Origin of the sequence: Phenylobacterium sp. (assembly GCF_037189685.1) — a bacterium.
Classification (GTDB): domain Bacteria; phylum Pseudomonadota; class Alphaproteobacteria; order Caulobacterales; family Caulobacteraceae; genus Phenylobacterium.
The window spans coordinates 196,399-221,099 of record NZ_JBBCIT010000013.1; the positions used below are offsets into that span (position 1 = coordinate 196,399).

General features: G+C 70.4%; 24 protein-coding genes. 12 read left to right on the forward strand and 12 right to left on the reverse strand.

Annotated elements, in window-relative coordinates:
* Positions 1-29 precede the first annotated feature (29 nt).
* The 3 genes from WG212_RS09935 to WG212_RS09945 all read left to right on the forward strand — a co-directional run bounded on the left by WG212_RS09935 (position 30) and on the right by WG212_RS09945 (position 1,894).
* Complete coding sequence (locus tag WG212_RS09935) at positions 30-449, forward strand: nuclear transport factor 2 family protein (RefSeq protein ID WP_337186933.1); 420 nt, start codon at positions 30-32, stop codon at positions 447-449.
* 157 nt (positions 450-606) lie between these two features.
* Positions 607-972: a DNA-binding protein gene (locus tag WG212_RS09940; protein ID WP_337186934.1), complete on the forward strand. Its 366-nt coding sequence runs from the start codon at positions 607-609 to the stop codon at positions 970-972.
* Positions 973-1,183: 211 nt separating this feature from the next.
* Positions 1,184-1,894, forward strand: coding sequence for a response regulator (locus tag WG212_RS09945; protein ID WP_337186935.1), 711 nt, complete (start codon positions 1,184-1,186; stop codon positions 1,892-1,894).
* Positions 1,895-1,951: 57 nt separating this feature from the next.
* Here the strand turns inward: WG212_RS09945 and WG212_RS09950 are convergent, their stop codons facing one another.
* Together WG212_RS09950 and phaR are read right to left on the reverse strand one after the other, a co-directional pair.
* Positions 1,952-2,278, reverse strand: coding sequence for a hypothetical protein (locus WG212_RS09950; RefSeq protein ID WP_337186936.1), 327 nt, complete (start codon positions 2,276-2,278; stop codon positions 1,952-1,954).
* Positions 2,279-2,315: 37 nt separating this feature from the next.
* Positions 2,316-3,017 carry a polyhydroxyalkanoate synthesis repressor PhaR gene (gene phaR, locus WG212_RS09955; RefSeq protein WP_337186937.1) on the reverse strand — a complete coding sequence of 234 codons (702 nt, stop codon included), beginning with the start codon at positions 3,015-3,017 and terminating at the stop codon, positions 2,316-2,318.
* A 229-nt stretch (positions 3,018-3,246) separates the two neighbouring features.
* Here phaR and WG212_RS09960 point away from each other — a divergent pair, with 229 nt between their 5' ends.
* The 3 genes from WG212_RS09960 (at position 3,247) to WG212_RS09970 (ending at position 6,059) form a co-directional block, all read left to right on the forward strand.
* Positions 3,247-4,422 carry an acetyl-CoA C-acetyltransferase gene (locus WG212_RS09960; protein ID WP_337186938.1) on the forward strand — a complete coding sequence of 392 codons (1,176 nt, stop codon included), beginning with the start codon at positions 3,247-3,249 and terminating at the stop codon, positions 4,420-4,422.
* 58 nt (positions 4,423-4,480) lie between these two features.
* Positions 4,481-5,206: a beta-ketoacyl-ACP reductase gene (locus WG212_RS09965; protein WP_337186939.1), complete on the forward strand. Its 726-nt coding sequence runs from the start codon at positions 4,481-4,483 to the stop codon at positions 5,204-5,206.
* Positions 5,207-5,288: 82 nt separating this feature from the next.
* Positions 5,289-6,059, forward strand: a complete 771-nt coding sequence (locus WG212_RS09970; protein WP_337186940.1) for a DUF4908 domain-containing protein — start codon at positions 5,289-5,291, stop codon at positions 6,057-6,059.
* A 32-nt stretch (positions 6,060-6,091) separates the two neighbouring features.
* Here WG212_RS09970 and gloB read toward each other — a convergent pair whose 3' ends face one another.
* The gene (gene gloB / locus WG212_RS09975) at positions 6,092-6,853 is read right to left on the reverse strand and encodes a hydroxyacylglutathione hydrolase (RefSeq protein ID WP_337186941.1); all 762 of its coding nucleotides are present in this window, start codon (positions 6,851-6,853) and stop codon (positions 6,092-6,094) included.
* Between the two features lie 124 nt (positions 6,854-6,977).
* Between gloB and WG212_RS09980 the strand changes: the two genes are divergently transcribed.
* The 3 genes from WG212_RS09980 to WG212_RS09990 are packed head-to-tail and all read left to right on the forward strand — an operon-like array spanning position 6,978 to position 8,917.
* The gene (locus tag WG212_RS09980) at positions 6,978-7,769 is read left to right on the forward strand and encodes a class I SAM-dependent methyltransferase (protein ID WP_337186942.1); all 792 of its coding nucleotides are present in this window, start codon (positions 6,978-6,980) and stop codon (positions 7,767-7,769) included.
* Between the two features lie 40 nt (positions 7,770-7,809).
* Positions 7,810-8,154, forward strand: a complete 345-nt coding sequence (locus WG212_RS09985) for a P-II family nitrogen regulator (RefSeq protein ID WP_293378471.1) — start codon at positions 7,810-7,812, stop codon at positions 8,152-8,154.
* Between the two features lie 10 nt (positions 8,155-8,164).
* Positions 8,165-8,917 (forward strand): hypothetical protein, encoded by a 753-nt coding sequence (locus tag WG212_RS09990; protein ID WP_337186943.1) that lies wholly within the window; start codon positions 8,165-8,167, stop codon positions 8,915-8,917.
* Positions 8,918-8,933: 16 nt separating this feature from the next.
* Here WG212_RS09990 and WG212_RS09995 read toward each other — a convergent pair whose 3' ends face one another.
* Positions 8,934-9,311 (reverse strand): hypothetical protein, encoded by a 378-nt coding sequence (locus tag WG212_RS09995; RefSeq protein ID WP_337186944.1) that lies wholly within the window; start codon positions 9,309-9,311, stop codon positions 8,934-8,936.
* A 189-nt stretch (positions 9,312-9,500) separates the two neighbouring features.
* On the opposite strand from WG212_RS09995, the gene WG212_RS10000 reads away from it, so the two are divergent.
* Positions 9,501-12,221, forward strand: a complete 2,721-nt coding sequence (locus WG212_RS10000) for an adenylate/guanylate cyclase domain-containing protein (protein ID WP_337186945.1) — start codon at positions 9,501-9,503, stop codon at positions 12,219-12,221.
* A 4-nt stretch (positions 12,222-12,225) separates the two neighbouring features.
* Here WG212_RS10000 and WG212_RS10005 read toward each other — a convergent pair whose 3' ends face one another.
* Both WG212_RS10005 and WG212_RS10010 read right to left on the reverse strand, forming a co-directional pair.
* Positions 12,226-12,618 (reverse strand): type II toxin-antitoxin system VapC family toxin, encoded by a 393-nt coding sequence (locus WG212_RS10005; RefSeq protein ID WP_337186946.1) that lies wholly within the window; start codon positions 12,616-12,618, stop codon positions 12,226-12,228.
* A complete protein-coding gene (locus tag WG212_RS10010; RefSeq protein ID WP_293378455.1) occupies positions 12,615-12,836 on the reverse strand; it encodes a hypothetical protein in 222 nt (73 codons plus the stop codon). The genes WG212_RS10005 and WG212_RS10010 overlap by 4 nt, the downstream gene beginning before the upstream one ends.
* 131 nt (positions 12,837-12,967) lie before the next feature.
* Between WG212_RS10010 and WG212_RS10015 the strand changes: the two genes are divergently transcribed.
* Complete coding sequence (locus WG212_RS10015; RefSeq protein ID WP_337186947.1) at positions 12,968-15,802, forward strand: ATP-dependent DNA helicase; 2,835 nt, start codon at positions 12,968-12,970, stop codon at positions 15,800-15,802.
* Positions 15,803-15,928: 126 nt separating this feature from the next.
* Positions 15,929-17,557 carry a serine protease gene (locus tag WG212_RS10020; RefSeq protein ID WP_337186948.1) on the forward strand — a complete coding sequence of 543 codons (1,629 nt, stop codon included), beginning with the start codon at positions 15,929-15,931 and terminating at the stop codon, positions 17,555-17,557.
* Between the two features lie 3 nt (positions 17,558-17,560).
* Here the strand turns inward: WG212_RS10020 and WG212_RS10025 are convergent, their stop codons facing one another.
* The 6 genes from WG212_RS10025 to WG212_RS10050 form a co-directional block, all read right to left on the reverse strand.
* Entirely contained in the window at positions 17,561-17,818 is a 258-nt protein-coding gene (locus WG212_RS10025; RefSeq protein ID WP_337186949.1) for an EF-hand domain-containing protein, read from the reverse strand.
* A gap of 71 nt (positions 17,819-17,889) precedes the next feature.
* Positions 17,890-18,825 carry a prephenate/arogenate dehydrogenase family protein gene (locus WG212_RS10030; RefSeq protein ID WP_337186950.1) on the reverse strand — a complete coding sequence of 312 codons (936 nt, stop codon included), beginning with the start codon at positions 18,823-18,825 and terminating at the stop codon, positions 17,890-17,892.
* Positions 18,826-18,829: 4 nt separating this feature from the next.
* Positions 18,830-19,951 carry a histidinol-phosphate transaminase gene (locus tag WG212_RS10035; RefSeq protein WP_337186962.1) on the reverse strand — a complete coding sequence of 374 codons (1,122 nt, stop codon included), beginning with the start codon at positions 19,949-19,951 and terminating at the stop codon, positions 18,830-18,832.
* A 44-nt stretch (positions 19,952-19,995) separates the two neighbouring features.
* A complete protein-coding gene (locus tag WG212_RS10040) occupies positions 19,996-20,799 on the reverse strand; it encodes a chorismate mutase (protein ID WP_337186951.1) in 804 nt (267 codons plus the stop codon).
* A 97-nt stretch (positions 20,800-20,896) separates the two neighbouring features.
* Positions 20,897-22,012, reverse strand: coding sequence for a response regulator (locus WG212_RS10045; RefSeq protein WP_337186952.1), 1,116 nt, complete (start codon positions 22,010-22,012; stop codon positions 20,897-20,899).
* A gap of 218 nt (positions 22,013-22,230) precedes the next feature.
* A complete protein-coding gene (locus tag WG212_RS10050) occupies positions 22,231-24,696 on the reverse strand; it encodes a TonB-dependent receptor (protein WP_337186953.1) in 2,466 nt (821 codons plus the stop codon).
* Positions 24,697-24,701: the final 5 nt, after the last annotated feature.

Here is a 24,701-nt window from a genome sequence, read left to right on the forward strand (position 1 = left end):
CGCCGGGAGGACGGACGATGGAAGCGGACGTGAGAGCGTTCTTCGAACGGTACGAGAGGATCTTCAACCAGGCCCTCGGCGACGAGATAGGGATGGACGAGGTCGCCACGCTGTACGCGCCCGAGTTCATCGCCGCTTCGCCCGCGGGGGTCATGACGGGCCGTAACGACGACCAGCTCCGGCAGGCCATGGCGCAGGGCTACGCCCGCTACCGTGAGATCGGGACGAAGGCGATGCGGCTGCGCGACGTCCGCCTTTCCCCCATGGACGCGCTCCACGGCGTCGCCCACGTCGCCTGGACGGCGACCTATGCGCGCAAGGGCCGGCCGGACGTGGCGATCGATTTCGAGGTCCACTACCTCGTCCAGGCGTTGGACGGAGACCTCAAGGTCTTTGGCTGGGTTTCGGGCGACGAGCAGGCGCTGCTGAAGCAGCACGGCGTCGTCTGAGCGGCCCGCGGCGCGGCGGGGTCAGGTGAAGGCGCTGAGGATCAGGGCGACGACGGCGACGTCGAAGATGCGGGAGAGGAAGATCAGCATCGGCCGGTCCGTGGCGGGCGGGGTCGAACTTGGTTAAGCAAGTCCGGTGCCAGACCGGACGAAGCCCATGGCCCTCTTCTTCGACGCCCCCTGGTTCGACGGGAAACTGGCGGAACGCAGCCTTTCGCGGGCCGTGCTGGCCGCCGTCGCGGGGTTGAGCGAGGCCGATCTGGCGCTGGTCTTCAAGGATCAGAGGGAACTTTCCGCCGGGCAGGTGGCGGCCTTTGCCGAGTTGCTGGGCGTCTCCGCGGAGGAGGTGGCGGACCGCGCCGGCGTTTCCACGCCGACGCCGCCTCCGGATGCGGCGGGAGAGGGAGCGGCAGGCGAGAACGCATGCGAACCGGATGGAGACCGGCGGATCGCGGCGCTGGAGCGGCGCGTGGCTGCGCTCGAGGCCGAGCTGGTCCGGTTGCTGGCGCGCCAGGATCTCTGAGGCGGCCCGGCCGCGCCGCGCTTCAACATCGCGTGAGCCTTTCGCCCGCCCGCAGGGGCGGCTCGGTCGATCAAACTTATTGTGAAGCTGACGCCCTGGAACGGCCGCGATCAAATACGACTTGGTCAGTCGACATTCGCGTCCTCAGCGCGCCCGCGCTGCGACCGATGGCTTGGATGGCGCCTAGGCGTCGACAGAGGGAGAATCCCACATGCACATCCAGACCGGCCGCGCCGACGCCGTTCCCCTCTCCGTCCGCGTGGACGCCTTCCGCGACCTGTGCGCCAGCTACGACCCGCTGCTGAAGCCCGGCGCCGCGCCGATGGACGAGGAGGCCAGGGCCGCCCTGGAAACCTTCGCGCGGCTTTTCGACGTGCCGCTCGATCCCGCGGCCTCGGACGGCGACCTGTGGCGGCAGGTGCGCCCCCTGCTCGCGCAGCAGTTCGAGGCCGAGCGCGCCGGCGCGCCCGCTTCGGCGCCGACCGGCAAGGTGTTCCTGCCCTCGGACAAGGGCGCGGCGGACGAGAAGGGCCTTGCGGCGCCGGCGCCTCCGCTCGCCCTGCTGGTGGTCGAAGACGATCCGGATCTCTCGGCCTCGATCGTGGAGGCCCTCACTGACGCGGGCCATCTCGTCGTCGCGACCGCTTCGACGGCTGCGAGCGCGGCGGTGCTCGCCGGCCAGCATGCGGTCGACTTCGCCATCCTGGACGTGGAGCTGGAAGGGGCGGACGACGGTGTCGCCCTGGCGCGCGACCTGTATGCGCGCTGGAACCTCAAGGCGCTGTTCATATCGGGCGGACCCAACGCCCATCTGGTGGAGCTGGATGTGGCCCTCGGGTTCGTGGGCAAACCGTTCGCGGCGGCCGAACTGCTGGCCGCCGTCACCCTGGCTTCGGGGCTGATCAGCCGCCGGGCCGCCTGAAGCGGCCTGAAGAGGACAGGGGGCGTTCGGCGCGGCCCAAGGCCAGCCACCGACGGGTCAGATCTCGGTCTTGGCCTGCCGGCCCTTGCGTGCGCGGCGGTCGAAGCTGCCCGACCATTCCACGCGATTGTAGGCGGCGCGGGCGAAGTCGAGCAATGAGGCGCCGGCCCGGAGGCCACGACGCTGGCCGTCCTGGCCGATGAGCTGGGCGGCGAATCCGGACTCCGCGGCGCCGTCGCGGAACGAACGCGGCGGTTCGACCCTGCCCGCCGGCACGGGAAGGCCCGGCTCGGCGCGGGTCGCCGCGTCGGGGCCGTCAGCCTCGGCGCGGTAGGCCCTTCGCACCAGGGCCGCACGTCGGATGCGGTCAATGCGGGACATCATGTCGCACAACCTGCAATGCGTGGGCCACGTCGCGAACTCAACCTTTCGAGAGTTTGTCGAGCTGAGCCTGCATGTCGGCCATCTGCTTGCGCAAGGCCAGGAGCGCCTCGTCCGCGGCCGAAGCGCCGCCGGCCGGGGCGGTTCCGGGCGGGGCGGTTCCGGGCGAGGGCGGCGGCGCCTCGGCCCTGGGCGGCGCCGGCGGGTCCTCGGGCTTGGCCGGCGGCGCGTAGGCGAAGGGCGAGAACATCTTCATCGCCCGGTCGAAGAGTTGCAGGTTCTGGCGGATCTGCTCCTCGTAGGCCGCCATGCCCCCGGCCTGGCCGAAGGTGGAGAGCTGCTGGCGCAGACGCTCCTGCTGCTGGGTGAAGCTGGCCAGCGACATCTCGAGGTAGCTGGGCAGGAACGCCTGCATGGAGTTGCCGTAGAAGCTGATGAGCTGGCGGAGGAACTGGATCGGCAGCAGGCTCTGGCCCTGGCTCTTCTCCTCTTCCTCGAAGATGATCTGGGTGAGGACCGTCCGGGTGATGTCCTCATTGGTCTTCGCGTCGTAGACGACGAAGTCGACGCCCTGTTTCACCATCTCGGCGAGATGTTCCAGCGTGACGTAACTGGAGGAGGCCGTGTTGTAGAGACGCCGGTTGGCGTACTTCTTGATCACGACCCGCTCGCCCGTACCCCGCCCGCCCGTTGCTCCACCCGTCGCTCCAGGGGCGTCGCCGGCGCCTTCGGTGTCAGCCATCCCTAATCCTTTGCGCAGCAGGCCGATGACTCGGCCGCCCTTCTGCACCGCAGTATCGCGGATGCGAGCGCATAAGCAAATGACATCGGGCGATCAGGCGCTCGCCCTGTCCCGGCGCTCGCCCTGTGCTTGCGCTCGATCTCCCGTTGCTCATCTCCCCTTGCCCTGCGCAGGGCTGCCGTTGATAGATGCAGGCAGGGCCGTACGAGATCAGCCGCAGGAACCTGTCATGAGCGACATCGTCATCGTTTCCGCCGCACGCACGCCGGTGGGGTCATTCAACGGGGCGCTGTCCAGCCTGCCCGCTCACGAACTGGGCAAGGTGGCCATCCAGGCGGCCGTCGACCGCGCCGGGATCGCAGCCGACGACGTCGACGAGGTCATCATGGGCCAGGTTCTGCAGGCCGGCGCGGGCCAGGGACCCGCCCGCCAGGCGGCGGTGAACGCCGGCATTCCGGTGGAGAGCCCGGCCTGGAGCCTGAACCAGCTCTGTGGCTCCGGCCTGCGCGCCGTGGCGCTCGCGGCCCAGCAGATCCTGGACGGGTCGGCCGAGATCGTGATCGCGGGCGGGCAGGAGAGCATGAGCCAGTCGCCCCACGCCCAGCAACTCCGCGGTGGCCAGAAGATGGGCGACCTGGCCCTGGTCGACACCATGATCAAGGACGGCCTGTGGGACGCCTTCCACGGCTATCATATGGGCCAGACGGCCGAGAACATCGCCGCCCGCTGGCAGATCACCCGCGAGGACCAGGACAGGTTCGCCGTCGCCTCGCAGAATCGCGCCGAGGCGGCCCAGAAGGCGGGCAAGTTCAAGGACGAGATCGCGCCCGTGACCATCAAGGGCCGCAAGGGCGACACGGTGGTCGACCAGGATGAATACATCCGGCACGGGGCCACCATCGAGGCGATGGCGGGCCTGCGCCCGGCGTTCAGCAAGGAAGGCTCGGTGACGGCGGCCCACGCCTCGGGCCTCAACGACGGCGCCGTCGCCCTGGTGCTGATGAGCGCGGACGAGGCGAAGAAGCGTGGCCTGAAGCCCCTGGCGCGGATCGCCTCCTGGGCCCACGCCGGCGTCGAGCCCGAGATCATGGGCACCGGCCCGATCCCCGCCAGCCGCAAGGCGCTGGAGAAGGCGGGCTGGAAGGTCACGGACCTGGACCTGATCGAATCGAACGAGGCCTTCGCCGCCCAGGCGCTGTGCGTGGTGCGGGAACTGGGCCTCGATTCGGACAAGGTGAATGTGAATGGCGGCGCCATCGCGATCGGGCATCCGATCGGCGCTTCCGGCGCGCGCATCCTGACCACCCTGCTGCACGAGATGCAGCGTTCGGACGCCCGAAAGGGACTCGCCACCCTGTGCGTCGGCGGCGGCATGGGTGTCGCAATGTGCGTGGAAAAGGTCTGATAGCCACCGGACGCCCGATCAACGGGCGGCGGTCCGGGACTCGAGGGAGAACGACGAAATGGCCAGGGTTGCGTTGGTGACGGGCGGGACCCGTGGCATCGGTCGCGCCATCTGCGAGCGGCTGAAAGCCGACGGGATGCAGGTGGCGGCCGGCTATTCCGGCAATGATGCGGCCGCCGAGGCGTGCGCCAAGGAACTCGGCATCATGGTCGTGAAGGGCAACGTCGGGAACTTCGCCGACTGCAAGCACGCCGCCGAAGCCGTGGAAAAACAGCTCGGCCCCATCGACGTGCTGGTGAACAACGCCGGCATCACCCGCGACGGCGTGTTCCACAAGATGACCTCCGAGCAGTGGAGCGAGGTCATCCGGGTGAACATGGACAGCCTGTTCAACATGACCCGCCAGGTGATCGAGGGCATGCGCGACCGCGGCTGGGGCCGGGTCGTCAACATCAGCTCGATCAACGGCCAGAAAGGCCAGATGGGCCAGACGAACTATTCCGCCGCCAAGGCCGGAATGATCGGCTTCACCAAGGCCCTGGCCCTCGAGAATGCGCGCAAGGGCGTGACGGTGAACTGCATCGCTCCGGGCTACATCGACACCGAGATGGTGCAGGCCGTACCCGAGAAGGTGCTGGAGGGCATCATCGCCCAGATCCCGGTCGGCCGCCTGGGCAAGGGCGAGGAAATCGCCGACATGGTGGCCTTCCTTGCGGGCGAGCGCGCCGGCTATGTGACGGGCACGACACTCGCGCTTAACGGTGGCCAGTACATGGTCGGGTGACCGGCGGGCTGTTCCGCCGGCCAGAAGTCACCCGTCGGGCGTCCAAAAAGCGCCCCGATCCCGAGGCATCCCCTAGCTTGGCATGACAGGCGGACCCAAGGCGTCGAGGAGGGTGATCTGCGCGGCGCTGGCCGGCGCCGCCGGCCTGTCGGCCACCTTGTCCACGGGGGCCGGGGCGCTGGCCGGCCCCGCGGACAAGCTGCGGGACAGCCTCTACCGCGGCCGCTCGGCCGAGATTTCGGCGCCGCCGATCGCGCGTTTCGTCTCGCAGGACGGCCGGGTCTTCGTCCTGGACCGCACGCAGCCCGCGCCGATGCTGAAGTTCGAGGACAGTCCCGAGGTCTGGGTGCTGAGCCCCAGCCCTGCGCCGCGCGGCGACGTCATCTACAAGAACGACCTGGGCGAGCCCGTGCTGCGGGCGACCCGGCTGGGCGGCGTCATCCTCTTCAGCCGCCAGCGGCCCGCTGGCGAACCCGTGTCCCTTGCGGGCGGCGGTGTTCCGTTGCGCCTGGGCGGCCTCAGCCCCCAGGCGCTCAGCGAGCGGATGCTGCAGGCCAGCGTGCGTTCGGGGCGGGCGGCGCGGCGGCAGGTGGTGTTCGAGGCCGAGGCGACGCCGGCGTCGGCCGCGCTGATCGCCGATGCGGCGATGGTGGTCAGCCTGGCCTTCGTGCGCCTCGCCGGCCGCGATCGCGAAGCGCTGGGGCAGGTCGACAGCGTGCGTTTCTCCGAAGGGCGAAGGCCCTCCGCGTCGCTGGCGGAGGGCGTCCTGACGATCGTCGTGTCGCCGGGCCACGGCCTGGCCGGCCGTCCTTCTTCGGACCGGGTCGCGAAGGCGATCCGCACCGGCGACTGAATCCCCCTTTCCCACGCAGGGGGAAGGGAACGTCAGCCCTTGAAACTGTCCTTGGCGGCGCGGACCGCGGCGAAGGCCTGGGCGTCGGGCTGCCCGGCGGCGTTCACGCGATCCGCCAGCAGCGGCGCCCTCAGGAAGGGATTGGTGGCCTTCTCCAGTCCGATCGTGGTGGGCACGGTCCAGTCGCCGCGCTCGCGGGCGGCGAACACCTCTGCGGCGCGGGTCTTCAACGCCGGGCCGTCGTCCACCGAGAGGGCGAAGCGCGCGTTGGACGCGGTGTATTCGTGCGCGCAGTAGACGGTGGTGTCGTCCGGCAGGGCGGCCAGCCTCTGGAGGCTGTCCCACATCTGCTCGGCCGTGCCCTCGAACAGGCGCCCGCAGCCCAGGGCGAACAGGGTGTCGCCGACAAAGGCCACGCGGTCGGCGGGATCGTAGAACGCGACGTGGCCGAGGGTGTGGCCGCCGCTCTCGATCACCTCGAAGGTCGTCTCGCCCAGCGCCACCGTGTCGCCACCGCCGACTTCGCGGTCGAGAGGGGCGATGCGGGTGACCTCTGCGGGACCGACGATCGTGCAGCCGGTGACCGCCTTGATGTCGGCGTTGCCGCCGGCGTGGTCGGGGTGCCAGTGGGTGTTGAAGATGAAGTCCAGCTCCCAGCCCAGCGCCTCCAGCTCGCGCAGGACGGCGGCCGTCTCGGGCGTGTCGATGCAGGCGGTCCGGCCCGACGCCTCGTCGCGGACGAGGAAGCCGTAGTTGTCCGAAAGGCAGGGAAACTGGTGGACGGTCAGCGGCATGGCGGGTCTCCGGGGCGACGCCTCTCCGATTTAGGCCCCCTGCGTTTAGGCCCCCTGCGGCTCTGCGTCGACCCGATGCGGCGCGGCGCCTTTCACGGGACGACGATCGGCGCTAGCCAGGGGCATGCGGCGCGACGTGCTCGACCTTCGCCGGTTCTACGCCTCGGACCTGGGCCGGGCTGCGCGCGCCATGGTCTCGCGCAAGCTGGAGGAGGCGTGGGGGGACGCCGCCGGCCTCGACGTCCTGGCCGTGGGCTATGCGACGCCGTTCGTCGCGCCGCTGAGGGACCGCGCCCGCCGGGTGGTGGCGGCCATGCCGGCGCAGCAGGGCGTGGAGGTCTGGCCGGGCGGCGAAGCCCGCAACCTGGCCACCCTGACGCCCGAGGACGGCCTGCCGTTCCAGAACGCCCTGTTCGACCGGATCGTCGTGGTCCACAGCCTGGAGGAGAGCCAGGACCCGGTGGCCTTCCTGCGCGAGGTCTGGCGGGTTCTGGCGCCGACCGGCCGGGTGATCGTGACCGTGGCTTCGCGCAATGGACTCTGGGCCAACACCGAGAGAACGCCTTTTGGCCACGGCCGCCCGTACACGCGAAGCCAGCTCGCCGAACTGCTGCGAGAGGCCGAACTGGAGCCTGCGGGCTGGACCCGGGCGCTGTATGTCCCACCTGTCGGCTGGATGGCGGGATGGGCCGAGGGGTTCGAGCAGGCGGGCTCGCGGCTCTGGCCGGGCTTTGCGGGCCTGCTGCTCATGGAGGCGGTGAAACAGACCTTCGCCGTCAAGCCGAAGGGGACGCGGGCCCGGGTGCGCGCAGCCCGTCCCGCACTCGCGCCGTCGCCGGCTGCGGCGCCCGTTTCGAGGACACCCGATGCGCCGCCGCATCGAGAGCGCTTGGCGCCGTCGCGCCGAAGGTCTTAGCTGTGGTCCCGAGCGAGTTCGAGCAGGAGCCTCTGCGCGCATGAAAATGATCATCGCGGTCATCAAGCCCAGCCGCCTGGACGCGGTGCTCGACGCCGTCACGGAAGCTGGCGCGTCCGGCCTCACGGTCACAGAAGTGCGGGGGTACGGCCGACAGCGCGGCAAGACCGAGGTCTATCGCGGGGCGGAATACGAGGTGAAGCTGCTGCCCAAGGTGAAGCTGGAGATCGCCGTGCCGGCCGATATCGCCGAGGCGGTGGTCGAGGCGATCCAGGCGACGGCCAACACCAGCAAGATCGGCGACGGCAAGATCTTCGTCCTCGACCTGGAGCATGCGTTGCGTATCCGCACCGGCGAGCAGGGGGCCGCGGCCATCGCCGGCTGATACCCGGACCATGCGCCGCTTTCCGGCGATCGCGGCGGCGCTGGCTGTCCTTCTGGCGGGTGGAAGCGCCCGCGCCGAACTCTCGGACGCTCAGGTCGCCGAGGCCCTGAGGCGCCACGTCTGCTTCAGCCGGACGTGGTGGGGCGATCCCTACGCGCGGTTGGGACAGACGGCGACGTTCGACGTCCGCACCGACGGGCGGATGGCCTACGCCTGGAGCGAGGACCTGCGCTCGGTGCCCCGCGTCCTGCATTGGGCCGACGCCTACGCCATCGCCGAGCGCGGCGCCGGGCCCGTGGTGGTCCAGAGATCCGGCTACAACGCCGAGCGGCTGCGCGGCGAGCCCGGCTTCGAACGCGAGCGCCGGCGCGTCTACGGCGGGGCCTCCCGGCGGCTGCGTGTCGATCTGCCGACCGACTGCACGCCAGGGTTCGATCCCGAGACGCCGCTCAAGACCGAGATGCGGGCGGTCGTGGCGTCGAGCCTGTCGAACGCGGTGCGCACCTGGGGACGGCGGCCGGCGGCGGGGCGGGTGCGCGTCACCCTGGCCGACTTCGACGTGGACTATCCCGAGACCTTCGCCGTGCGCGAGGACACCGGCGAGGTGCTGCGTATCGGCCTGATCGGGGCGGACCGCACGAGCTACACGGGCGGGGCGGGCCGGCAGTATGTGGTCACGCCCGTTCCGGCCGGTCCCGTCTCGGTGCTGCTTCGCCGGCTGGTGCGGCGCCACGGGGCGCCTCTGACCCTTGTGGTGCGGTAGCCGTCCGCCCCGGGGTTCAGCGGAAGGACAGGCTGAGCTTGGCGCCCAGGAAGCGGCCGTGAGGATCGACGCCGCGCGCCGCGGCCGCCCCGCCCCGGTCGGCGCCGGACTGGAGACCGCAGAGGAAACCCAGCGATCCCGTCATGTCCTCGTCCCCCAGGCGGCGATCCACCGAGGTCTTCGCGAGTCCCGCGCGACGCAGGGCCAGAGCCTCGGTCGCTTCGGGGGAATACGAGATGCGGACCTCGGGCGCAGGCCGGGCGCGCACCGCCTGGGCCAGAACCTCGTGAACCACGGCTTGTTCGGCCGCCGGAGGCGGGGCCGCGTGTGCGCCCGTCGACGCCAGGGCCAGGACGGCGGCGAAGCCCGCGGCGGAGGTTCGGGATATCGGCATGGCGGGGACTCCGGCGCGGCGTCGTTTCGGTCGTTGTGTTCCCCGGAAGGACAATCAACCATGTCCTGGACGGGAAGGCGAGCGGCGGCTCTGTGCGGGGCGTCGAACGGGCGTTAGAATGGCGTTCGGGGAGCGTCGGTAGGGCTGGGTCATGGATCGTCGAACCGTCGCGCACAGCCGGGAGCGCGCGTGAGCACCCTGGCCTCGCACGTCCCACAAGTCGCCCCCGGAGCAGCGCCTGGAGCCGCAGCGCCGCCGGCTGTCGATTCCGGTCGGGCGCTGTTCTGGCGTCTCATCACCATCTACCTCCTGGCCACCGTCACGGCGGTCACCGTCTCGATGGGGCTGGGCCTGTTGGGGCTGGAGTTCACGCCGCGCCAGTGGCTGCTGTTCTGGGCCTGCGTGCCGGCGGCCACGGCCTTCTTCACCTCGATCGACGTCTGGGTGATCCGCAGCCACCTGAAGCCGCTCGCGCCGGTCCTGAGCGCGCTCGACCGCGGCGAGCGGCCGCCGGACGCCATCCTGGCCGAGGCGGCGGTCCGCGCGCTGAACCTGCCCCAGATGTCGGCGGTGCGCGTCACCCTGCTGCACGGGCCGATGGCGACGCTGTCGCTCTGTGCGGCGATCTACACCATCAACACCTACTTCCACGGCGGCATCGCCATGTGGCAGTTCGTCGGGCTGGCGGTGCTGATCCTGGTGTTCGCGTCGCCGGCGCACGCGATCTTCGAGTACTTCGCCGTCGGGCGCACCGTGGAGCCGGTGATCCAGCGATTGGCCCAGGCGCTGGGCGGGCCGATCCCCTCCGAGCAACAGGCCGACCTGATCGCCGTCCCGCTACGCAGCAAGCTGCTGTTCCTGGCCGTCTTCGTCTGCGCGCTGCCGCTGATCTTCAGCGCCGGATCGTTCCTCTACAAGTTCGACCGGATGATCTCCGGCTACGGCTTCGCGGTGCCCGAGGCCGACATCTTCGCGCTCAACCTGTGGAGCGCCGCGGTGGTGGCCGTCTGCATCCTGGGCGCGGTCTCGATGGCGATCCTGACCTCGACCGACGTCTCCCGCTCGGCCGGCCGGCTGGTCGACGCGATCCGCCAGGTGGAGCGCGGCCGTCTCGACGAGGCCAGGGTCGAGGTGCTGACCGCCGATGAATACGCCGAGATCAACCGCGGCTTCGCCCTGATGCTCGCCTCGCTGCGCGAGGAGCAGCAGATCCTGGAGGTGACCCAGGACCTGGCCGGCGAGCTGGTGCTGGAGGTGCTGATCGCGCGCATCATGCAGGCGACGACCGGCCTGCTCGCCGCCGAGCGCGCCAGCCTGTTCGTCTACGACGACAAGGCCGACGAGCTGTTCACCGTCTATGCCGACGGGGTCGAGACGCGGGGCATCCACGTGCCCACCGACCGCGGCATCGCCGGCGCCGTCTTCACCACCGGCCGCATCGAGAACATCCCGGACGCCTACGAGGACCCGCGCTTCAACCGCGAGGTGGACACGCGCACGGGCTTCCGCACCCGCTCGATCCTGTGCGTGCCCATCGCCAACAAGGCGGGCGCCCGCATCGGCGTGGTCCAGGCGCTGAACAAGAAGGAGGGCGTCTTCACCGCCCGCGACGAGTCGCGCCTGAAGGCCTTCGCGGCCCAGATCGCGGTCAGCCTGGAGAACGCCAAGCTCTTCGACGACGTGCTGTCGATGAAGAACTACAACGAGGCGATCCTGAAGAGCACGTCGAACGCCATCGTCACCCTGGACGCCGGGGGGCGGATCGTGACGGCGAACGACGCGGCGACGGCCCTGCTGGACCAGAACCGCGAGGCCCTGGTGGGCCGCGCCTCGGGCGAGCTGTTCGCGGCCAACCCCTGGGTGCTGGACGGCCTGGCGAAGACGCAGGCGACGGGCGAGACGGTGCTGGCGGTCGACGCCGAGCTGGCCCAGTGGTCGGGCGCCAAGGCCTCGGTGAACCTGACGGCGATGCCCCTGATCGACGCCACCGAGCAGCGGATCGGTTCGATGCTGGTGCTGGAGGACATCACCGAGGAGAAGCGCGTCCGCTCGACCATGAGCCGCTACATGTCGAAGGAGGTGGCCGACCAGCTCCTCTCCGCCGGCGAGGCCGAATTGGGCGGCAAGGAGCAGAAGGTGACGGTGATGTTCTCGGACGTCCGCCGCTTCACCGCCATCGCCGAGGCGCTCGGCCCGCGTGAGACCGTGCAACTCCTGAACGCCTATTTCACCGAGATGGTCGAGGTGATCTTCCAGCACGACGGCATCCTCGACAAATACATGGGCGACGGGATCATGGCCCTGTTCGGCTCGCCCTTCGTGGGGCCGAACGACGCCGACAATGCGCTGTCGACCGCCGACGACATGATGGCGCGGCTGGCGGTGCTGAACGCCCGGCGCGCCGGGCGGAACGAGGCGCCGCTGGACATCGGGATCGGCTTCTCGACCGGCCCCACCGTCATCGGCAACATCGGTTCGGAACGTCGGATGGAGTACACGGCCATCGGCGACACGGTGAACCTGGCCTCGCGGCTGGAGGGCGTCACCAAGCAGTATGGCGCCAAGGTGCTGCTCTCCGAGATGACCGTCCGCGACCTGAAGCGTCCGGCGACCCTTCGCGAGATCGACCTGATCCGGGTGAAGGGCAAGGACCGGCCGGTGGCGGTCTATGAATCCCTCGGCTACCGCGCCGGCGAGGCGGCCCTGCCGGCGCTGCTGAAGACGTTCGGCGAGGGGCTGACGGCGTACCGGGCGCGGGACTTCGAGGGCGCCGCGCGGGCGTTCGGCGCGGCCCTGGAGCTGGACCCGCAGGACCGGCCCTCGGCGATCTACCTCGAGCGCTGCCGCGTCCTGGCCGCCGCGTCGCCGGACGCGGGCTGGGACGGGGTGTGGACGCTGACCGAGAAGTAGGGGTTCAGATCACCTCTACGTTCACCCGGTGGCCGGGTGTCCGCGCCAGCTTGGCGTCCTTGGTGAGCAACACGGCGCCGAGCGCCTCCGCCAGGGCGATATAGGCGGCGTCATAGGCCGTCATCGTCGCCCTGAGCGACCACACGCGCGGCATGAGCGTTTCGTGCCCATGCCGGCGGACGGGGAACCCGCGCCAGACGTCGAGCGCTGCGGCGCCGGCCGACTCCGTCAACTGTCCGCTCAGCACCAGGCGTCGCAGCACCTGGGCGATCTCCAGATCGATGAGGTGCGGCGCATGCAAGGTCTCGCCCCGTGCGAACAGCCGCTGCACGAGGGTGTCTTCCGCGGGACCGCGCCGCAGGATCTCGAGCGCGGCCGACGCATCAAGGACGATCACCGCGAGTCGCGCTCGGCCCTCACCGCGGCGGCCGCGTCGAAATCGACGGGCGTGAGCTTCGCCAGACGCGCCCGCATTTCCTCGGGCGAGGGGCGCTCCGCGACGGCGGCGATCTCCCGCAGCAGCATGTCGGAGAGCGACAGGCCCGCCATCGCCGCCCGCGCCTTCAACCGGCGGTGAAGCGCCTCGGGGACATTGCGGATCTGGATCATGGACATGTAACTAGTCTAGTCACATGTGCAGCGCATGCAAGTGGCGACGACGACGGTCCTTCGGTCGGCTTTGGGGACTCATTCAGAAGCTTGCGGTTCCCCTTCCGTTCGCTGCCCGTCCGGCCTAACCTCCATGGGTGACTCTCCCGCCCACCGTCGCCCAGCTCCAGCTTGCGCCCGCGCTCGTGGTCCTGCCCGGGCCGCGGTGCGGGGTGTGTGCGCCGAACGGGGACGCGCAGCCGATCCGGCCGCCGGACGCGCGCGACCTGTTCGAAGGCGCGCCGGTGGTGGTGGCCCATGCGGCGATGACGGCGCGCCGGCTGGGGCTGCATGCGCCGCCGCGCGGGCCGCGCCTGTTCGACGTGCTGGAGCTGTTCGCCTTCGCACGCCCGGCGCGGTTCGCGGCGCCGTCGGCGGTGGGACTGGCGCAGGCGCTGGGGCTGCCGATCCCGCGCGCGCCGGCCGATCAGGCGGCCAGCCTGCATGAGGCGTCGCGTGTGCTGCTGGCCGAGCTGGCCGCCGCGCCGACGCCCGGCCGCGAGGAGGCCATCGCCCAGGCCGAGACCCTGGCGCGCGCCGGCTGGCCCTGGGGCGTCGCCGTTCTGGCGGCCCTGCGCTCGGCGCCGGCGGGCAACATGTTCCGCGGCTCGGGCCTGGACGTCTGGACGCGGCTGGCGGAATGGGAGGCCGAGGCGCCGCCCGGCGAGCCGGGGAGCAAGCCCGTCCCGCCCGACGACGCCCGCGGGCGGCTGGCCGGCCTGCTGGCCCAGGCGGGGTTGTCGGAGCCGCGGCCGGCCCAGGCCGACTACGCCGCCGAGACGGCCCACGTCTTCCAGCCCCGGATGCGCGAGGGCGAGCCCAACATGATGCTGGCCGAGGCGGGCACCGGCGTGGGCAAGACGCTGGGCTATCTCGCGCCCGCCTCGCTGTGGGCCGAGGCGAACGGACCGGCCGTCTGGGTTTCCACCTACACCCGCGCTCTCCAACGCCAGATCGAGCGCGAGAGCGCCGCCATCTGGCCCGACGAGAAGGCCCGCGCGAAGAAGGCCGTCGTGCGCAAGGGGCGCGAGAACTACCTGTGCCTGCTGAACTTCCAGGAGCAGGCGAACGCCGCCCAGCTCGGCGGGGCCGACCTCGTGGGCGTTGCGCTGGCGGCGCGCTGGGCGCGGGCCACCCGCGACGGCGACATGACGGGCGGCGACTTCCCCGCCTGGCTGCCCAGCCTGTTCGCCGTCTCGCCCGCCGCCCAGGCCAGCGCGGCGAACCTGGTGGACCGGCGGGGCGAGTGCGTCCACGCCGGATGCCAGCACTACCGCGCCTGTTTCGTGGAGAAGGCGATCCGCGGCAGCCGGCGGGCCGACATCGTGATCGCCAACCACGCCCTGGTGCTGAGCCAGGCGGCGTTCGACGGGGCGCGGGCGGCGCGCGGCAGCCCGGGCGACGCCGAGACGGCGCGGCTGAAGCGCATCGTCTTCGACGAGGGCCACCACCTGTTCGACGCCGCCGACGCGGCGTTCTCGGCGGCGCTGTCGGGGCAGGAGGCGGCCGAGCTGCGCCGCTGGATCCGCGGGCCCGAGGGACGCGGCCGGCGCGGGCGCGGTCTGGAGGCGCGGCTCTCCGACCTGCTGGGCGACCGCGAGGAGGCCCGGAGGGCGCTGCACACGGCGCTCGAAGCGGCCGCGGCCCTGCCGGGCGAAGGCTGGAGCGGGCGGATCGCGCCGCCCAATGGCGAGGTGCGCCCCAGTGGCCCGGTGGAGGCCTTCCTGGTGGCGGTGCTGGAGCAGCTCAAGGCCAGAAATCACAAGGGGGGGGCGGCCCCCAGCGAGGTCGGGATGGAGTGTGCCGCGCGTCCGGCCCTGGACCTCGTGCGCGAGACGGCGCGGTCTGCGGCGGCGGCGCTGGCGCGGCTGGAGCAGCCGCTGCTGGCGCTGGCGCGGGCGCTGGAGGACGTGATGGACGTCGAGGCCGAGCTGCTGTCGCCGTCCGAGCGGGCCCGGATCGAAGGCGCCCTGCGGGGTCTCGACCGCCGCGCGCGGATGCAGCTTCCCGCCTGGCGCTCGATGCTGTCGGCCATCGACGAGGACGCCGAGGACGACCCCGATTTCGTCGACTGGTTCGACGCCACGTTCATGTTCGGCCGGGTGGTGGACGCCGCCAGCCGCCGCCACTGGGTGGATCCCACCGAACCCTTGACCAACGCGGTCATCGCCCCGGCGCACGGGGTGCTGGTCACGTCCGCCACCCTCGCCGATCCGACGCTGGACGATCCCTTCGCGCTGGCCGAGATGCGCACCGGCGCCGCACGCCTGCCCGAGCGGCCGAAGACGATGAAGGCGGTCTCGCCGTTCGACTATGCCCGCCAGGCCCGCGCCCTGGTGGTGACCGACGTGGCCAAGGACGATCCGCGCCAGGTGGCCGCCGCCATGCGCGAGCTGTTCCTGGCCGCCGGCGGCGGGGGCCTGGGCCTCTTCACCGCCATCCGCCGCCTGCGCGCGGTGCATGAGCGGATCGCGGGGCCGCTGGCCGACCGGGGCCTGGCGCTCTACGCCCAGCATGTGGACCCGCTGGAGGTGGGCGCGCTGGTCGACATCTTCCGCGCCGAGGAGGACGCCTGCCTCCTGGGCACCGATGCGGTCAGGGACGGCGTGGACGTGCCGGGCCGCTCGCTGCGGCTCCTGGTCTTCGACCGCATTCCCTGGCCACGGCCCGACATCCTGCACAAGGCGCGGCGGGGGCGCTTCGGGAACAAGAGCTACGACGACGCCATAGCCCGCGCCCGCATCGCCCAGGCCTTCGGCCGCCTCATCCGCCGCGCCGACGACAAGGGCTGCTTCGTGTTGCTGGACGCCTCGTCCCCCACACGTCTGTTCGCGGGCCTGCCGCCGGGGGTGGAACTTCAGCGCGTGGGCCTGGTGGAAGCCATCGAGCAGGTGGCCGAATTCCTGGCGCAGACCGACGGCGAACCGGGTTGATGTTCCGCATATGTTCTTGACGATGGCGGACAGCCAGGGTTGAGTGTGGGGTAAGTACATCTTCACCGTTGAGACGCAACGTGTGCGCCGGAGGCTTTCGGGGGAATGCCGATGTTGCGGAGAGCTTTGGCCGTTGTTCTGGCGGTGATGGTGGCGGCATGCGCCGGCGCAGCGCAGGCGGCCGAGGAGATGGTTCTCGAACGGCAGGGTTACTGGTCCGTCGGCCGGGGCAAGGCCGACAGCAGACACTGCCTCGCGAGCGTGCCGACCCGTACGAAGGCGCTGTTCATGATCAACGCCTCCGGGGCGATGGTGGGGCTGTCGGTGATGACCGAGGGGCCGCAGCGTCGTGGCAAGAAAGGCGTGCTGGAGACCGACACCCACGTCTTCCAGTTCATCCCGGACTATAACGACAGCGGCGACTTCCTGATGCTCGAGCATACGGTGTCGGAACGGGTTCTGGCGGCGCTGCGGCTGGCCCGAGGCGTCAAGATCAAGGTCGACGGCCGCACCGTTTTGGACATTGGCCTCGAGGACACGGGCGCCGAGGCGGCGCTCGATGCGGTGCTGGCTTGCGGCAAGGGGCAGGCCGGCTGGTGGGGCGAGGGCGTCGATCAGGCCCTGCTTGCCGCCGACGACCCCCCGGGGGTGCTGAACGCCGAAGGATACTGGCGGCTGAGCGTGGACCACGAGGATGGACGGTGCGTGGCGATCTCCGTCCTCGGTGACGGCGGAGCGTTCATGTTGAGCGCGACAGGCGACGGTGTCTCGTTCGGCGCAGTCTCGTCCCGCGCGCTCAAACCCGGTCGGAAGGGCGCGTTCGAGACGGACGCGTGGAGCTTCGACTTCGAGCCCAGCTACGATGATGGCTATCTCTATCTGGACGACGTGTTGAACAACCGGGCGCTCGCAGCGCTTCGATTGGCGAGCCGGTTCCGGATCGCCGTGGATGGGCGAACCGTCCTGGCCATGAACCTGGAGGGCACCGGTGTTGACGGTGTGCTCGACGGGTTGGCGGACTGCGTCGCTGGCAAGTCCGGCTGGTGGGGCAAGGGACTCTCCGCGTCGGCCGCGCCGGCTTCCAGGCCCCGTTCGACGCCAGAAGGCCGGTCGCAGAATACGACGCCCGGCGGCTCAGGTCGCGGGGATGGCGGTGGCGGTTCGGGGTCGGCGTTCTTCATCACCGCGGATGGCTTTGCGGTCACGGCCGCCCATGTCGTCGCGCAGTGCCGGGAGGTGGAGTCGCCGCGCTGGGGCCGAGTCCGGTTGGTCGCCGTCGACCGGCCCGCGGACCTGGCGATCCTCAAGCTGGAGTCCGCGAGCGGCCAGTCGCTGGCGCTGCGGGGCCGCGGTCCGCGGCTGGGCGAGCCGCTGAGCGTCGGGGGCTTTCCGCTGGGCGGGTTGCTGGGCGGCGGCCTCAAGATCACCACCGGCGTCGTGGCCGGCCTGAGCGGCCCGCAGGGCGACCGCGGGCTGTTCCAGCTCTCGGCCCCGATCCAACCTGGGAACAGCGGTGGTCCGGTGGTCGACGCGACAGGCGCCCTCATCGGCGTGACCGCCGCCAAGCTGGACGAGGTCCGGCTGGTCAGCGAGACGGGGACGTTCCCGCAGAACGTGAACTTCGCCGCGCCCGTGACGATCCTCCAGGCGTTCCTGGACGAGAACGGGATCGCCTATCGCGTCGCGCCAACCGCAGCGTCGGCAGCGCCCGCCACCCTCGTGAACGTCACCTTCCCGGTCGTCTGCAAGCCGTAGGCCTCATCCCCCGCGCTGGCGTAGCGCGTTCATGGCGGCGTCGAGCTCGGCGGCGGTGACCTTGCCGTCCTTGTTGGCGTCGACGGCGTCGAAGCGCTCGGCGGGTCGGCCCGCGGCGACCCACTCGGCCTTGGAGATGGCGCCGTCGCCGTCCTTGTCCCAATTCTTCACGAGGTCGGCCGGCGTGGGCATCTGGGCAAGCGCGGCCATCGGGGCCGCGGCGAACGCGGCGGCCAGGATCGTCGGGGTGATCTTGCGCATCAGAAGGTCCTCCGGTTCGGCGGGACGGAAGCTCGTCCATGCTGCGCCGATATTATGCGATTGTGGCGGCTTCAGTGCTTTCCGCGATCGCGGCCGAAGTTCGGCTCGGCGCTCTCCTGGCCCAGGGCCACGATGCCGCGCCTTATCTCGCGCGTGCGGCTGAACAGCTCGAAGAGCTTGTCGCCCTCGCCCCAGCGGATGGCGCGGCTCAGCGCCTGGAGGTCCTCGCTGAAGCGGCCCAGCATCTCGAGCACCGCCTCCTTGTTGGTCAGGAAGACGTCGCGCCACATGGTGGGGTCGGAGGCGGCGATGCGGGTGAAGTCGCGGAAGCCGCCGGCGGAATATTTCATCACCTCGGCCTGGGTGACCGCCTCGAGGTCGGCGGTGGTGCCGACGATGTTGTAGGCGATCAGGTGCGGCAGATGGCTGGTGATGGCCAGCACCAGGTCGTGATGCTTGGCGTCCATCGTCTCGACGTTGGCCCCGAGGGTGGTCCAGAACGTGATCAGCCGCGCCACGGCTTCGGCATAGGCGGGATCGTCCCGCTCCTGCGGCGTCAGGATGGTCCAGCGGTTCTGGAACAGTTCGGCGAAACCGGCTTCCGGTCCCGAGCGCTCGGAGCCGGCGATCGGATGGCCGGGGATCACATGGACCGTCTCGGGGCACCCGGCCCTCAGCGCTTCGGCTACGTGCGCCTTGACCGAGCCCACGTCGGTGACCGTGGCGCCCGGCTTCAGGCCCGGCGCGGCGGCGCGGGCGGCGGCCTCCATCGACAGCACCGGAACGGCGAACAGCACCAGGTCGGCGTCGCGGACCGCTTCGGCAGGATCGGCCGTCAGCCGGTCGGCCAGTCCCAGCTCGGCGATCGTGGCGCGGGCGGCCTCGGACGACTCGGCGACCGCGATCTCGCCCACGGCGCCGGTCTCGCGCGCGGCGCGGATCACCGACGAGCCGATCAGGCCGCAGCCGATCACGGCCATCCGGGGATAGATCGGCGTCGTCGTCACGGGCTCAGGTCTTCATGAATTCGGCCAGCGCATCGACCGCGGCGCGGTTGTGCGCCTCCAGCCCGATGGTGATCCGCAGGTGGTCGGGCAGGCCATAGTTCAGCACCCGCCGCATGAGAAGGCCGCGGGCGCTCAGGAAGTCGTCCGCCTCGGCTGCCGTCCTGCCGGGTGTCTGAGGGAAGCCGACGAGGACGAAGTTGGTGGCGGATGGCCCCACCACCTCCAGGCCCAGGCCGCCGAGCTGTTGCGCCAGCCAGGCGCGCCACTGTTCGACGTGGGCGATGGAGCGGGCCTGGAAATCCTCGTCCGCCAGGGCGGCGACGGCGGCGTGCTGACCGGCGATCGAGGTGTTGAACGGGAGGCGGATGCGGTCCACGGCGGCGGCGATGTCGGCGGGGGCGTAGCCCCAGCCCACGCGCAGGGCGGCCAGGCCGTGCAGCTTCGAGAAGGTGTGCGTGACCACCACGTTCTCCGAGCCGCGGGCGAAGTCGAGGCCGTCCTGGAACGCCGGGTCGGTGGCGAACTCGGAGTAGGCCCCGTCCAGCACCAGCACCACGCTGGGCGGCAGGGCGGCGTGCAGGCGCAGGACCTCCGAGAAGGGGATCCAGGTGCCGGTCGGGTTGCCGGGGTTGGCCAGGAAGACCAGGCGCGTGCGGTCGTCGACTTCCTTCAGAAGCTCGTCCACGTCGATGCGGTATCCTGGCTCGCGGGCGTACTTCACTTGCGCCTGACAGGCGTGGGCGCCGATGGCGAAGGCGGCGAAGCCGTACTCGCCCTGCACGATGTTGTCGCCCGGCTCGAGGAAGGTCTGGTTCAGAAGGGCGAAGACCTCGTCCGAGCCGCAACCGAAGATGAGCCGCTCGGGCTCCAGCCGATACCGTTGGGCGATCGCCTGGCGCAGGATCGTGGTGCGGCTGTCGGGATAGACCTCGAGGTCGGTGGAATGGGCGCGGTAGGCTTCGCGGGCCGCCTCGCTGGAGCCCAGGATGTTCTCGTTCGCCGACAGCTTGACCGGATTGGCGACGCCCTCGGCCTGGGCCTTGCCGGGCACATAGGCGTGGATGTCCATGATCCCGGGCTTCGGGAGCGGGCGGGCGGCGCGGGCGCGGTCGGGAGCTTCGGTCATGTCGGTCACGTGAGTTCGTTGCAAATGAAACCAGTTCGGCTGGTTTACACGTCCAACGGCGCGGGTGCAGCCCCAATAATCCCGGACAGGCGGCCGGGCGCCCGTGCGAGGCGTGCGTCGTCGGCCTGATAATACCCCGCCAGCATGAACAGCTTCAGTCCGCCGGCCTCGGCCACGAGCTCGCCGGCCACGCCGTCGCGGCTCAGCGTCTCTTCCACGGCGGCGGCGGACCCCGGCGCATCGGTGACCCAGAAGGTGCGGTCGTCGCCGGTCGGCTCCACCTCCACGGCGGCGACGGCGAGGGCCGACATCGGACCCCAGGCGGCAAGGCAGGGCAGGGCGGCGAAGACCTTGAGCCGTGGCTCGGCGAGCAGGCGGGCCCACCAGGCGTTGTCCTGCGTAAGGGCGCAGACCGCCACGCCGCCGGGCTCCCGCGCCGCGGCGATCGTGTCCTCGGCCTTGGCGAACTGGCGCAGCGGCGGCGCGGCCCCGAAGCGATGGCGCGCCAGTTCCACGACGCGTCCGGGGTCACGCCCGCCCCAGACATTGATGTGGAACGGCCCCTGGACCGAAAGGCTGTCGCCGATCATCTCGCGCCACACCCGGACGACGAGGCCCGGACTCGCCGCCTGGCGGTCGTCGGACAGCAGACGGCGCAGGATCTCGGTTTCGCGGGCCGGGCGCAGCGCGAACCGATCGCCTTCCCCGCGGGCGTGCTTCGCCGCGGCCACGATCCGCGCCAGGCTTGCCCGTTCGTCCAGCAGGCGCAGGAGTTCGCCGTCCAGCGCATCGATGCGCTGGCGCACGCTCTCCAGGGACGGCGCGGCCTCGGACTTGGGCGCGGACATAAATCTCCCCCGAAACAGGAGCCCGGCCACTAAGGGATTGCGCAGGGGGGCGCAATAGGCCGCTCCCTCGCAAAAAAGTTGCAGGTGAAACGGTCGTTCAGGCGGCGGCGGCCGCGCCGCCCGGGTCCAGCGCCGCCTGGAGCGCCTGGAGCAGGTGTTCCGGCTTCATCGGCTTCTCCACCACCCCGTTCATGCCCGCGGCGAGATAGGCCTCGGCGTCCTCCGGGTCGGCGTTGGCCGTGAGCGCGATGATGGGCGTGGCGCCGATGCGGCCGGGCAGGGCGCGGATGGCGCGGGTGGCGGCCACGCCGTCCATGCGCGGCATGCGGATGTCCATGAGGATCAGGTCGAAGCGGCCGCTGCGCGCGGCCTCCACGGCTTCCTCGCCGTCCTCCGCGGCCTCGCTGGTGCAGTCGAACATCTCGACGAGCGATTGGGCGACCATCCGGTTGGTGGCGTTGTCGTCGACCACGAGGATGTGGGCCGCGCGCCCGGCGTCCTCGGCCAATTCGGCGGCGGCGGGCGCGCTTTCGGGTACGGCGTCGAGTCGCAGTGTGAAGGCGGCGGTATCGGAGGCGCCGGCATTGGCCTCGCGATGCAGCTCCCCGCCCATGTCGCCCAGGGCGCTCCGCGCGAGCAGCGCGCCCAAAGCCACTTCGAGGCCCAGCCGTTCATCGATGCTGCGGACCCGGGCCTCGACATCCTGGTCGTCCCACCCGGTGTCCCGTGGTCCGCGCACCCGGCCCTCGATCACGACCCCGTCCGGTCCGGCGAAGGCGCTGAGCCCGGCCTCGACGGCGCCGCGCCCCTGGGCGCCGACCGCTTCGCCGATGAAGCCGTCGAAAATCTGGATCAGGCGGCGGCGGTCGGCCAGCGCCGCCGCGTCGGGTTCGCCGCTGAACGAGACGAGGAGGGTGACGCCGGCCTCGGCGGCCCGCGGCTCCCAGCGCTGCTGCACCTCGTCCATCACCTCGCGCAGGACGACCGGCTCCGGCACGCTCCTCGGTCCCGGAGTGATGGTGGCCCTGAGGTCCGCGGCGGCGGTCATGATGCGAAGCAGGCCCTCGGCGGCCTCGGTCACACTGGCGACACAAGCCTCGCCATCCGGCGTCAGCCGCTGGCGGGCGAGTTGGCCGGTCAGGGCCAGGACGCCTTCCATCTGTTGCCGGACTTCGGCGGCGATGCGGTCGGAAATGAACTCTGGCAGGGACATGGGCCGTTGGTACTGGAGGAACCTCAGGTACCCATTTTGTGGTCTACGGCTTGCACAGAAGTTAAGTCCGGACGCTTTCCCGATAGAATTTGCAATTCTGGGATGTGCGCGGGCGCAGCCTGCCGCCTGTCGCGCCACTTCGGCGACGTCATGCAAAAACGGCGGCGGACCCTGGGGGCCGCCGCCGCGTAAGGCCGGCGCTCGGCAGGAACGGCGTCCTAGAAGCGGTACTGCAGTTCCACGCCGTAGGTCCGCGGCTGGATCAGGCCGCGGGTGATGGCGGTGCGCGTCTGGACGATCGACGCCACACCCGGGTTCGGGTTGTCGAAGATCGCCGTCGGGGTGGTGGACCCGTTGGAGGTGAAGCCCTTCTGGTCGAAGGCGTTCTTCACGAAGCCGATCACCGTGTAGCGGTCGGCGCCGTCGTTCCACAGGACGCGGAAGTCGGTGACGTCGTAGGCCTTGACCTTGTTCGCGTCGCTCTTGAACGGCTGATAGTAGGTCTCGTCGGTCCAGGTGTAGGTGGCCGACAGGATCAGCGAGCCCGCGTCGAAGTTGAACGTGTAGTTCGCGTTCCCGGCGAACTTGTGCTTCGGCGACTGGTAGATGCGCGAGCCTTCCAGCGTCTGGAACACCAGCAGCGTGCCGTTCGAAAGCACCGAGCCGCCGGACGGCGTGGCGCGCGGGTCCAGAGCGCCAGGATCCGCGGGGTCGTAGAAGCAGCAGCCCTTGGTGATCTCGGTGTGCAGGTAGCCGTAGCTGGCCGAGAGGTCGAGGGCGCGGATCGGACGCCAGATGGCCTCCAGCTCCAGGCCATAGGCCTCGGCGTTCACGTTGACGAAGTTGTTCGCCGCGGCGGTGCCGGCCGGGTTGAGCTGCGACAGGTTGAGCTGCAGATCCTTGTACTCGTTGTAGAAGGCCGCGGCGTTCAGCTGGAAGCGGCCGGCGAAGGTCTTCTTGAGGCCGATTTCGAACGCATCGACCTGCTCCTGGTCGGCCTCGGGCTGAGGCGACAGGGTGCCCAGCAGGAAGCCGCCCGACTTGTAGCCGCGGCTGTACTTCGCATAGGCCAGCGTATCGGCGTCGGGCGTCCAGTCGAGGTTCACGACGCCGGTGACGGCGTCCCAGCTGTTCTTGAGGTTGCGGAAGTTCTGCACGCCCGGCGTGAGCGGGTCCATGTCGGTGGAGACGTCGAACGCCGCCGCGCCGCCCGCGATGGCCGGCGACTGGATGATCAGCCGCTGGAACTCGGAGCCGCTCTTCTTGTCCTTGGTGTAGCGCAGGCCGGTGGTCAGGGCGAACTGCTCGTTGAATTCGTAGGTCGCCTGGCCGAACACGGCGAAGGCCTTCGAGTTCAGGGTCGCCTGGGTGTCGGCGAAGTTGCGGAGAGGATTCGGAGCGGCAGGCGCGCCGGTCAGGGTCAGCGGCGTGGCCAGGGAGGCCTGGTTCGGGTTCCCGAGCTGGATGCGCTGACGGTACTCTTCCTCATACTGGTAGACGCCGAGAATCCAGCGCAGCGGGCCGTCGCCGTTCGAGGTCAGGTTGATCTCGTTGGAGTAGTAGCGCTTCTTCTCGTTGAAGTCGGTGGTCTGGGTCGGGAAGTACGGCACGGCCAGGACGCCCAGGATCGGCTGGGTGCGGCTGGTGCCGTCGTAGTCGCCGCCGGTCTGGTAGTTGTACTGCTGGAAGCCGCCCGTGTACTTCAGGTCGGCGAAGCCCAGGTCATAGGTGATCGTCGTCGTCAGGACGTGATTGCCGCGGAGTTGGCCGTAGCCGTCCGTGTTGGTGTTCATCACATAGGGGTCTTCGACACCCGGGTTCGGGGTCGTGTAACCGAACTGGGGGTTCACCTGGAGCTGGCCGATCAGGCCGAACACGCGCGTGGTGTCATAGGGCGTGACCAGGTTCGACAGGCGGTCGCCCACGCCCATGGTGTCGTCCCAGGACGAGCGGTTGTAGCGGACGAAGATATCCAGCCGCTCGGTGGGCTCGGCCTCCATCTGGAACTCGAAGTAGGTGCGCTTGATGGTGGCGCCGTCGTTCGCAGTCCCGATGTTCTTGATGAAGCCGTCGCGCTGGTGGTCCTGGCTGCCGCCCACCTTGAAGCGCAGGTTGTCGGCCACCGGCAGGGAGACGACGGCTTCGATCCTGGTGCGGTCGTAGTTGCCGTAGCTGGCGCGGACCTCGCCGCCGAACTCGTGGCTCGGACGCTTCGAGATCTGGTTGATCGCGCCGCCGATGGCGTTGCGGCCGTACAGTGTGCCCTGCGGTCCCCGCAGAATCTCGGTCCGCTCGATGAACAGCGGGGTCTTGAACAGTTCGGATGACGAGGCCGAGTAGAAGCCGTCCGAGTAGGACGCCACCCCGGGGTCGTTGCCGATGTAGAAGGTGTTGCGGCCGGCGCCGCGGAGGCTGACGCGGTCGGTGCCGGAGTAGTTCATCCCGGGCGTGAAGTTCACGAAGTCCTGGATGCCGGTGATGCCGGCGATGTCGCGGCGCGCAGACGTGAAGGCCGACACGGCGACGGGGATGTCCTGGAGCGACTGCTCGCGCTTCTCCGCCGTCACGACCAGTTCTTCGAGGGTCGCTTCCTGGGCCAGCGCGGGCTGAGCGGCGGCGGCCAGGGCGGCGAACGACGCGCCGGCGACGAGGATCGCCCGAGCGGGCGGGATTCTACGAGACATATGGT

Coding starts and splice junctions, on each gene's coding strand:
- WG212_RS09970 (WP_337186940.1), top strand. CDS start 5,289: ATGACAGGCGGACCCAAGGCGTCGAGGAGGGTGATCTGCGCGGCGCTG.
- WG212_RS09995 (WP_337186944.1), bottom strand. CDS start 9,311: ATGCCGATATCCCGAACCTCCGCCGCGGGCTTCGCCGCCGTCCTGGCC.
- WG212_RS09985 (WP_293378471.1), top strand. CDS start 7,810: ATGAAAATGATCATCGCGGTCATCAAGCCCAGCCGCCTGGACGCGGTG.
- WG212_RS09980 (WP_337186942.1), top strand. CDS start 6,978: ATGCGGCGCGACGTGCTCGACCTTCGCCGGTTCTACGCCTCGGACCTG.
- WG212_RS10025 (WP_337186949.1), bottom strand. CDS start 17,818: ATGCGCAAGATCACCCCGACGATCCTGGCCGCCGCGTTCGCCGCGGCC.
- phaR (WP_337186937.1), bottom strand. CDS start 3,017: ATGGCTGACACCGAAGGCGCCGGCGACGCCCCTGGAGCGACGGGTGGA.
- WG212_RS10040 (WP_337186951.1), bottom strand. CDS start 20,799: ATGTCCGCGCCCAAGTCCGAGGCCGCGCCGTCCCTGGAGAGCGTGCGC.
- WG212_RS10050 (WP_337186953.1), bottom strand. CDS start 24,696: ATGTCTCGTAGAATCCCGCCCGCTCGGGCGATCCTCGTCGCCGGCGCG.
- WG212_RS09945 (WP_337186935.1), top strand. CDS start 1,184: ATGCACATCCAGACCGGCCGCGCCGACGCCGTTCCCCTCTCCGTCCGC.
- gloB (WP_337186941.1), bottom strand. CDS start 6,853: ATGCCGCTGACCGTCCACCAGTTTCCCTGCCTTTCGGACAACTACGGC.
- WG212_RS09965 (WP_337186939.1), top strand. CDS start 4,481: ATGGCCAGGGTTGCGTTGGTGACGGGCGGGACCCGTGGCATCGGTCGC.
- WG212_RS09940 (WP_337186934.1), top strand. CDS start 607: ATGGCCCTCTTCTTCGACGCCCCCTGGTTCGACGGGAAACTGGCGGAA.
- WG212_RS10035 (WP_337186962.1), bottom strand. CDS start 19,951: ATGACCGAAGCTCCCGACCGCGCCCGCGCCGCCCGCCCGCTCCCGAAG.
- WG212_RS10045 (WP_337186952.1), bottom strand. CDS start 22,012: ATGTCCCTGCCAGAGTTCATTTCCGACCGCATCGCCGCCGAAGTCCGG.
- WG212_RS09960 (WP_337186938.1), top strand. CDS start 3,247: ATGAGCGACATCGTCATCGTTTCCGCCGCACGCACGCCGGTGGGGTCA.
- WG212_RS10010 (WP_293378455.1), bottom strand. CDS start 12,836: ATGTCCATGATCCAGATCCGCAATGTCCCCGAGGCGCTTCACCGCCGG.
- WG212_RS09950 (WP_337186936.1), bottom strand. CDS start 2,278: ATGATGTCCCGCATTGACCGCATCCGACGTGCGGCCCTGGTGCGAAGG.
- WG212_RS09990 (WP_337186943.1), top strand. CDS start 8,165: ATGCGCCGCTTTCCGGCGATCGCGGCGGCGCTGGCTGTCCTTCTGGCG.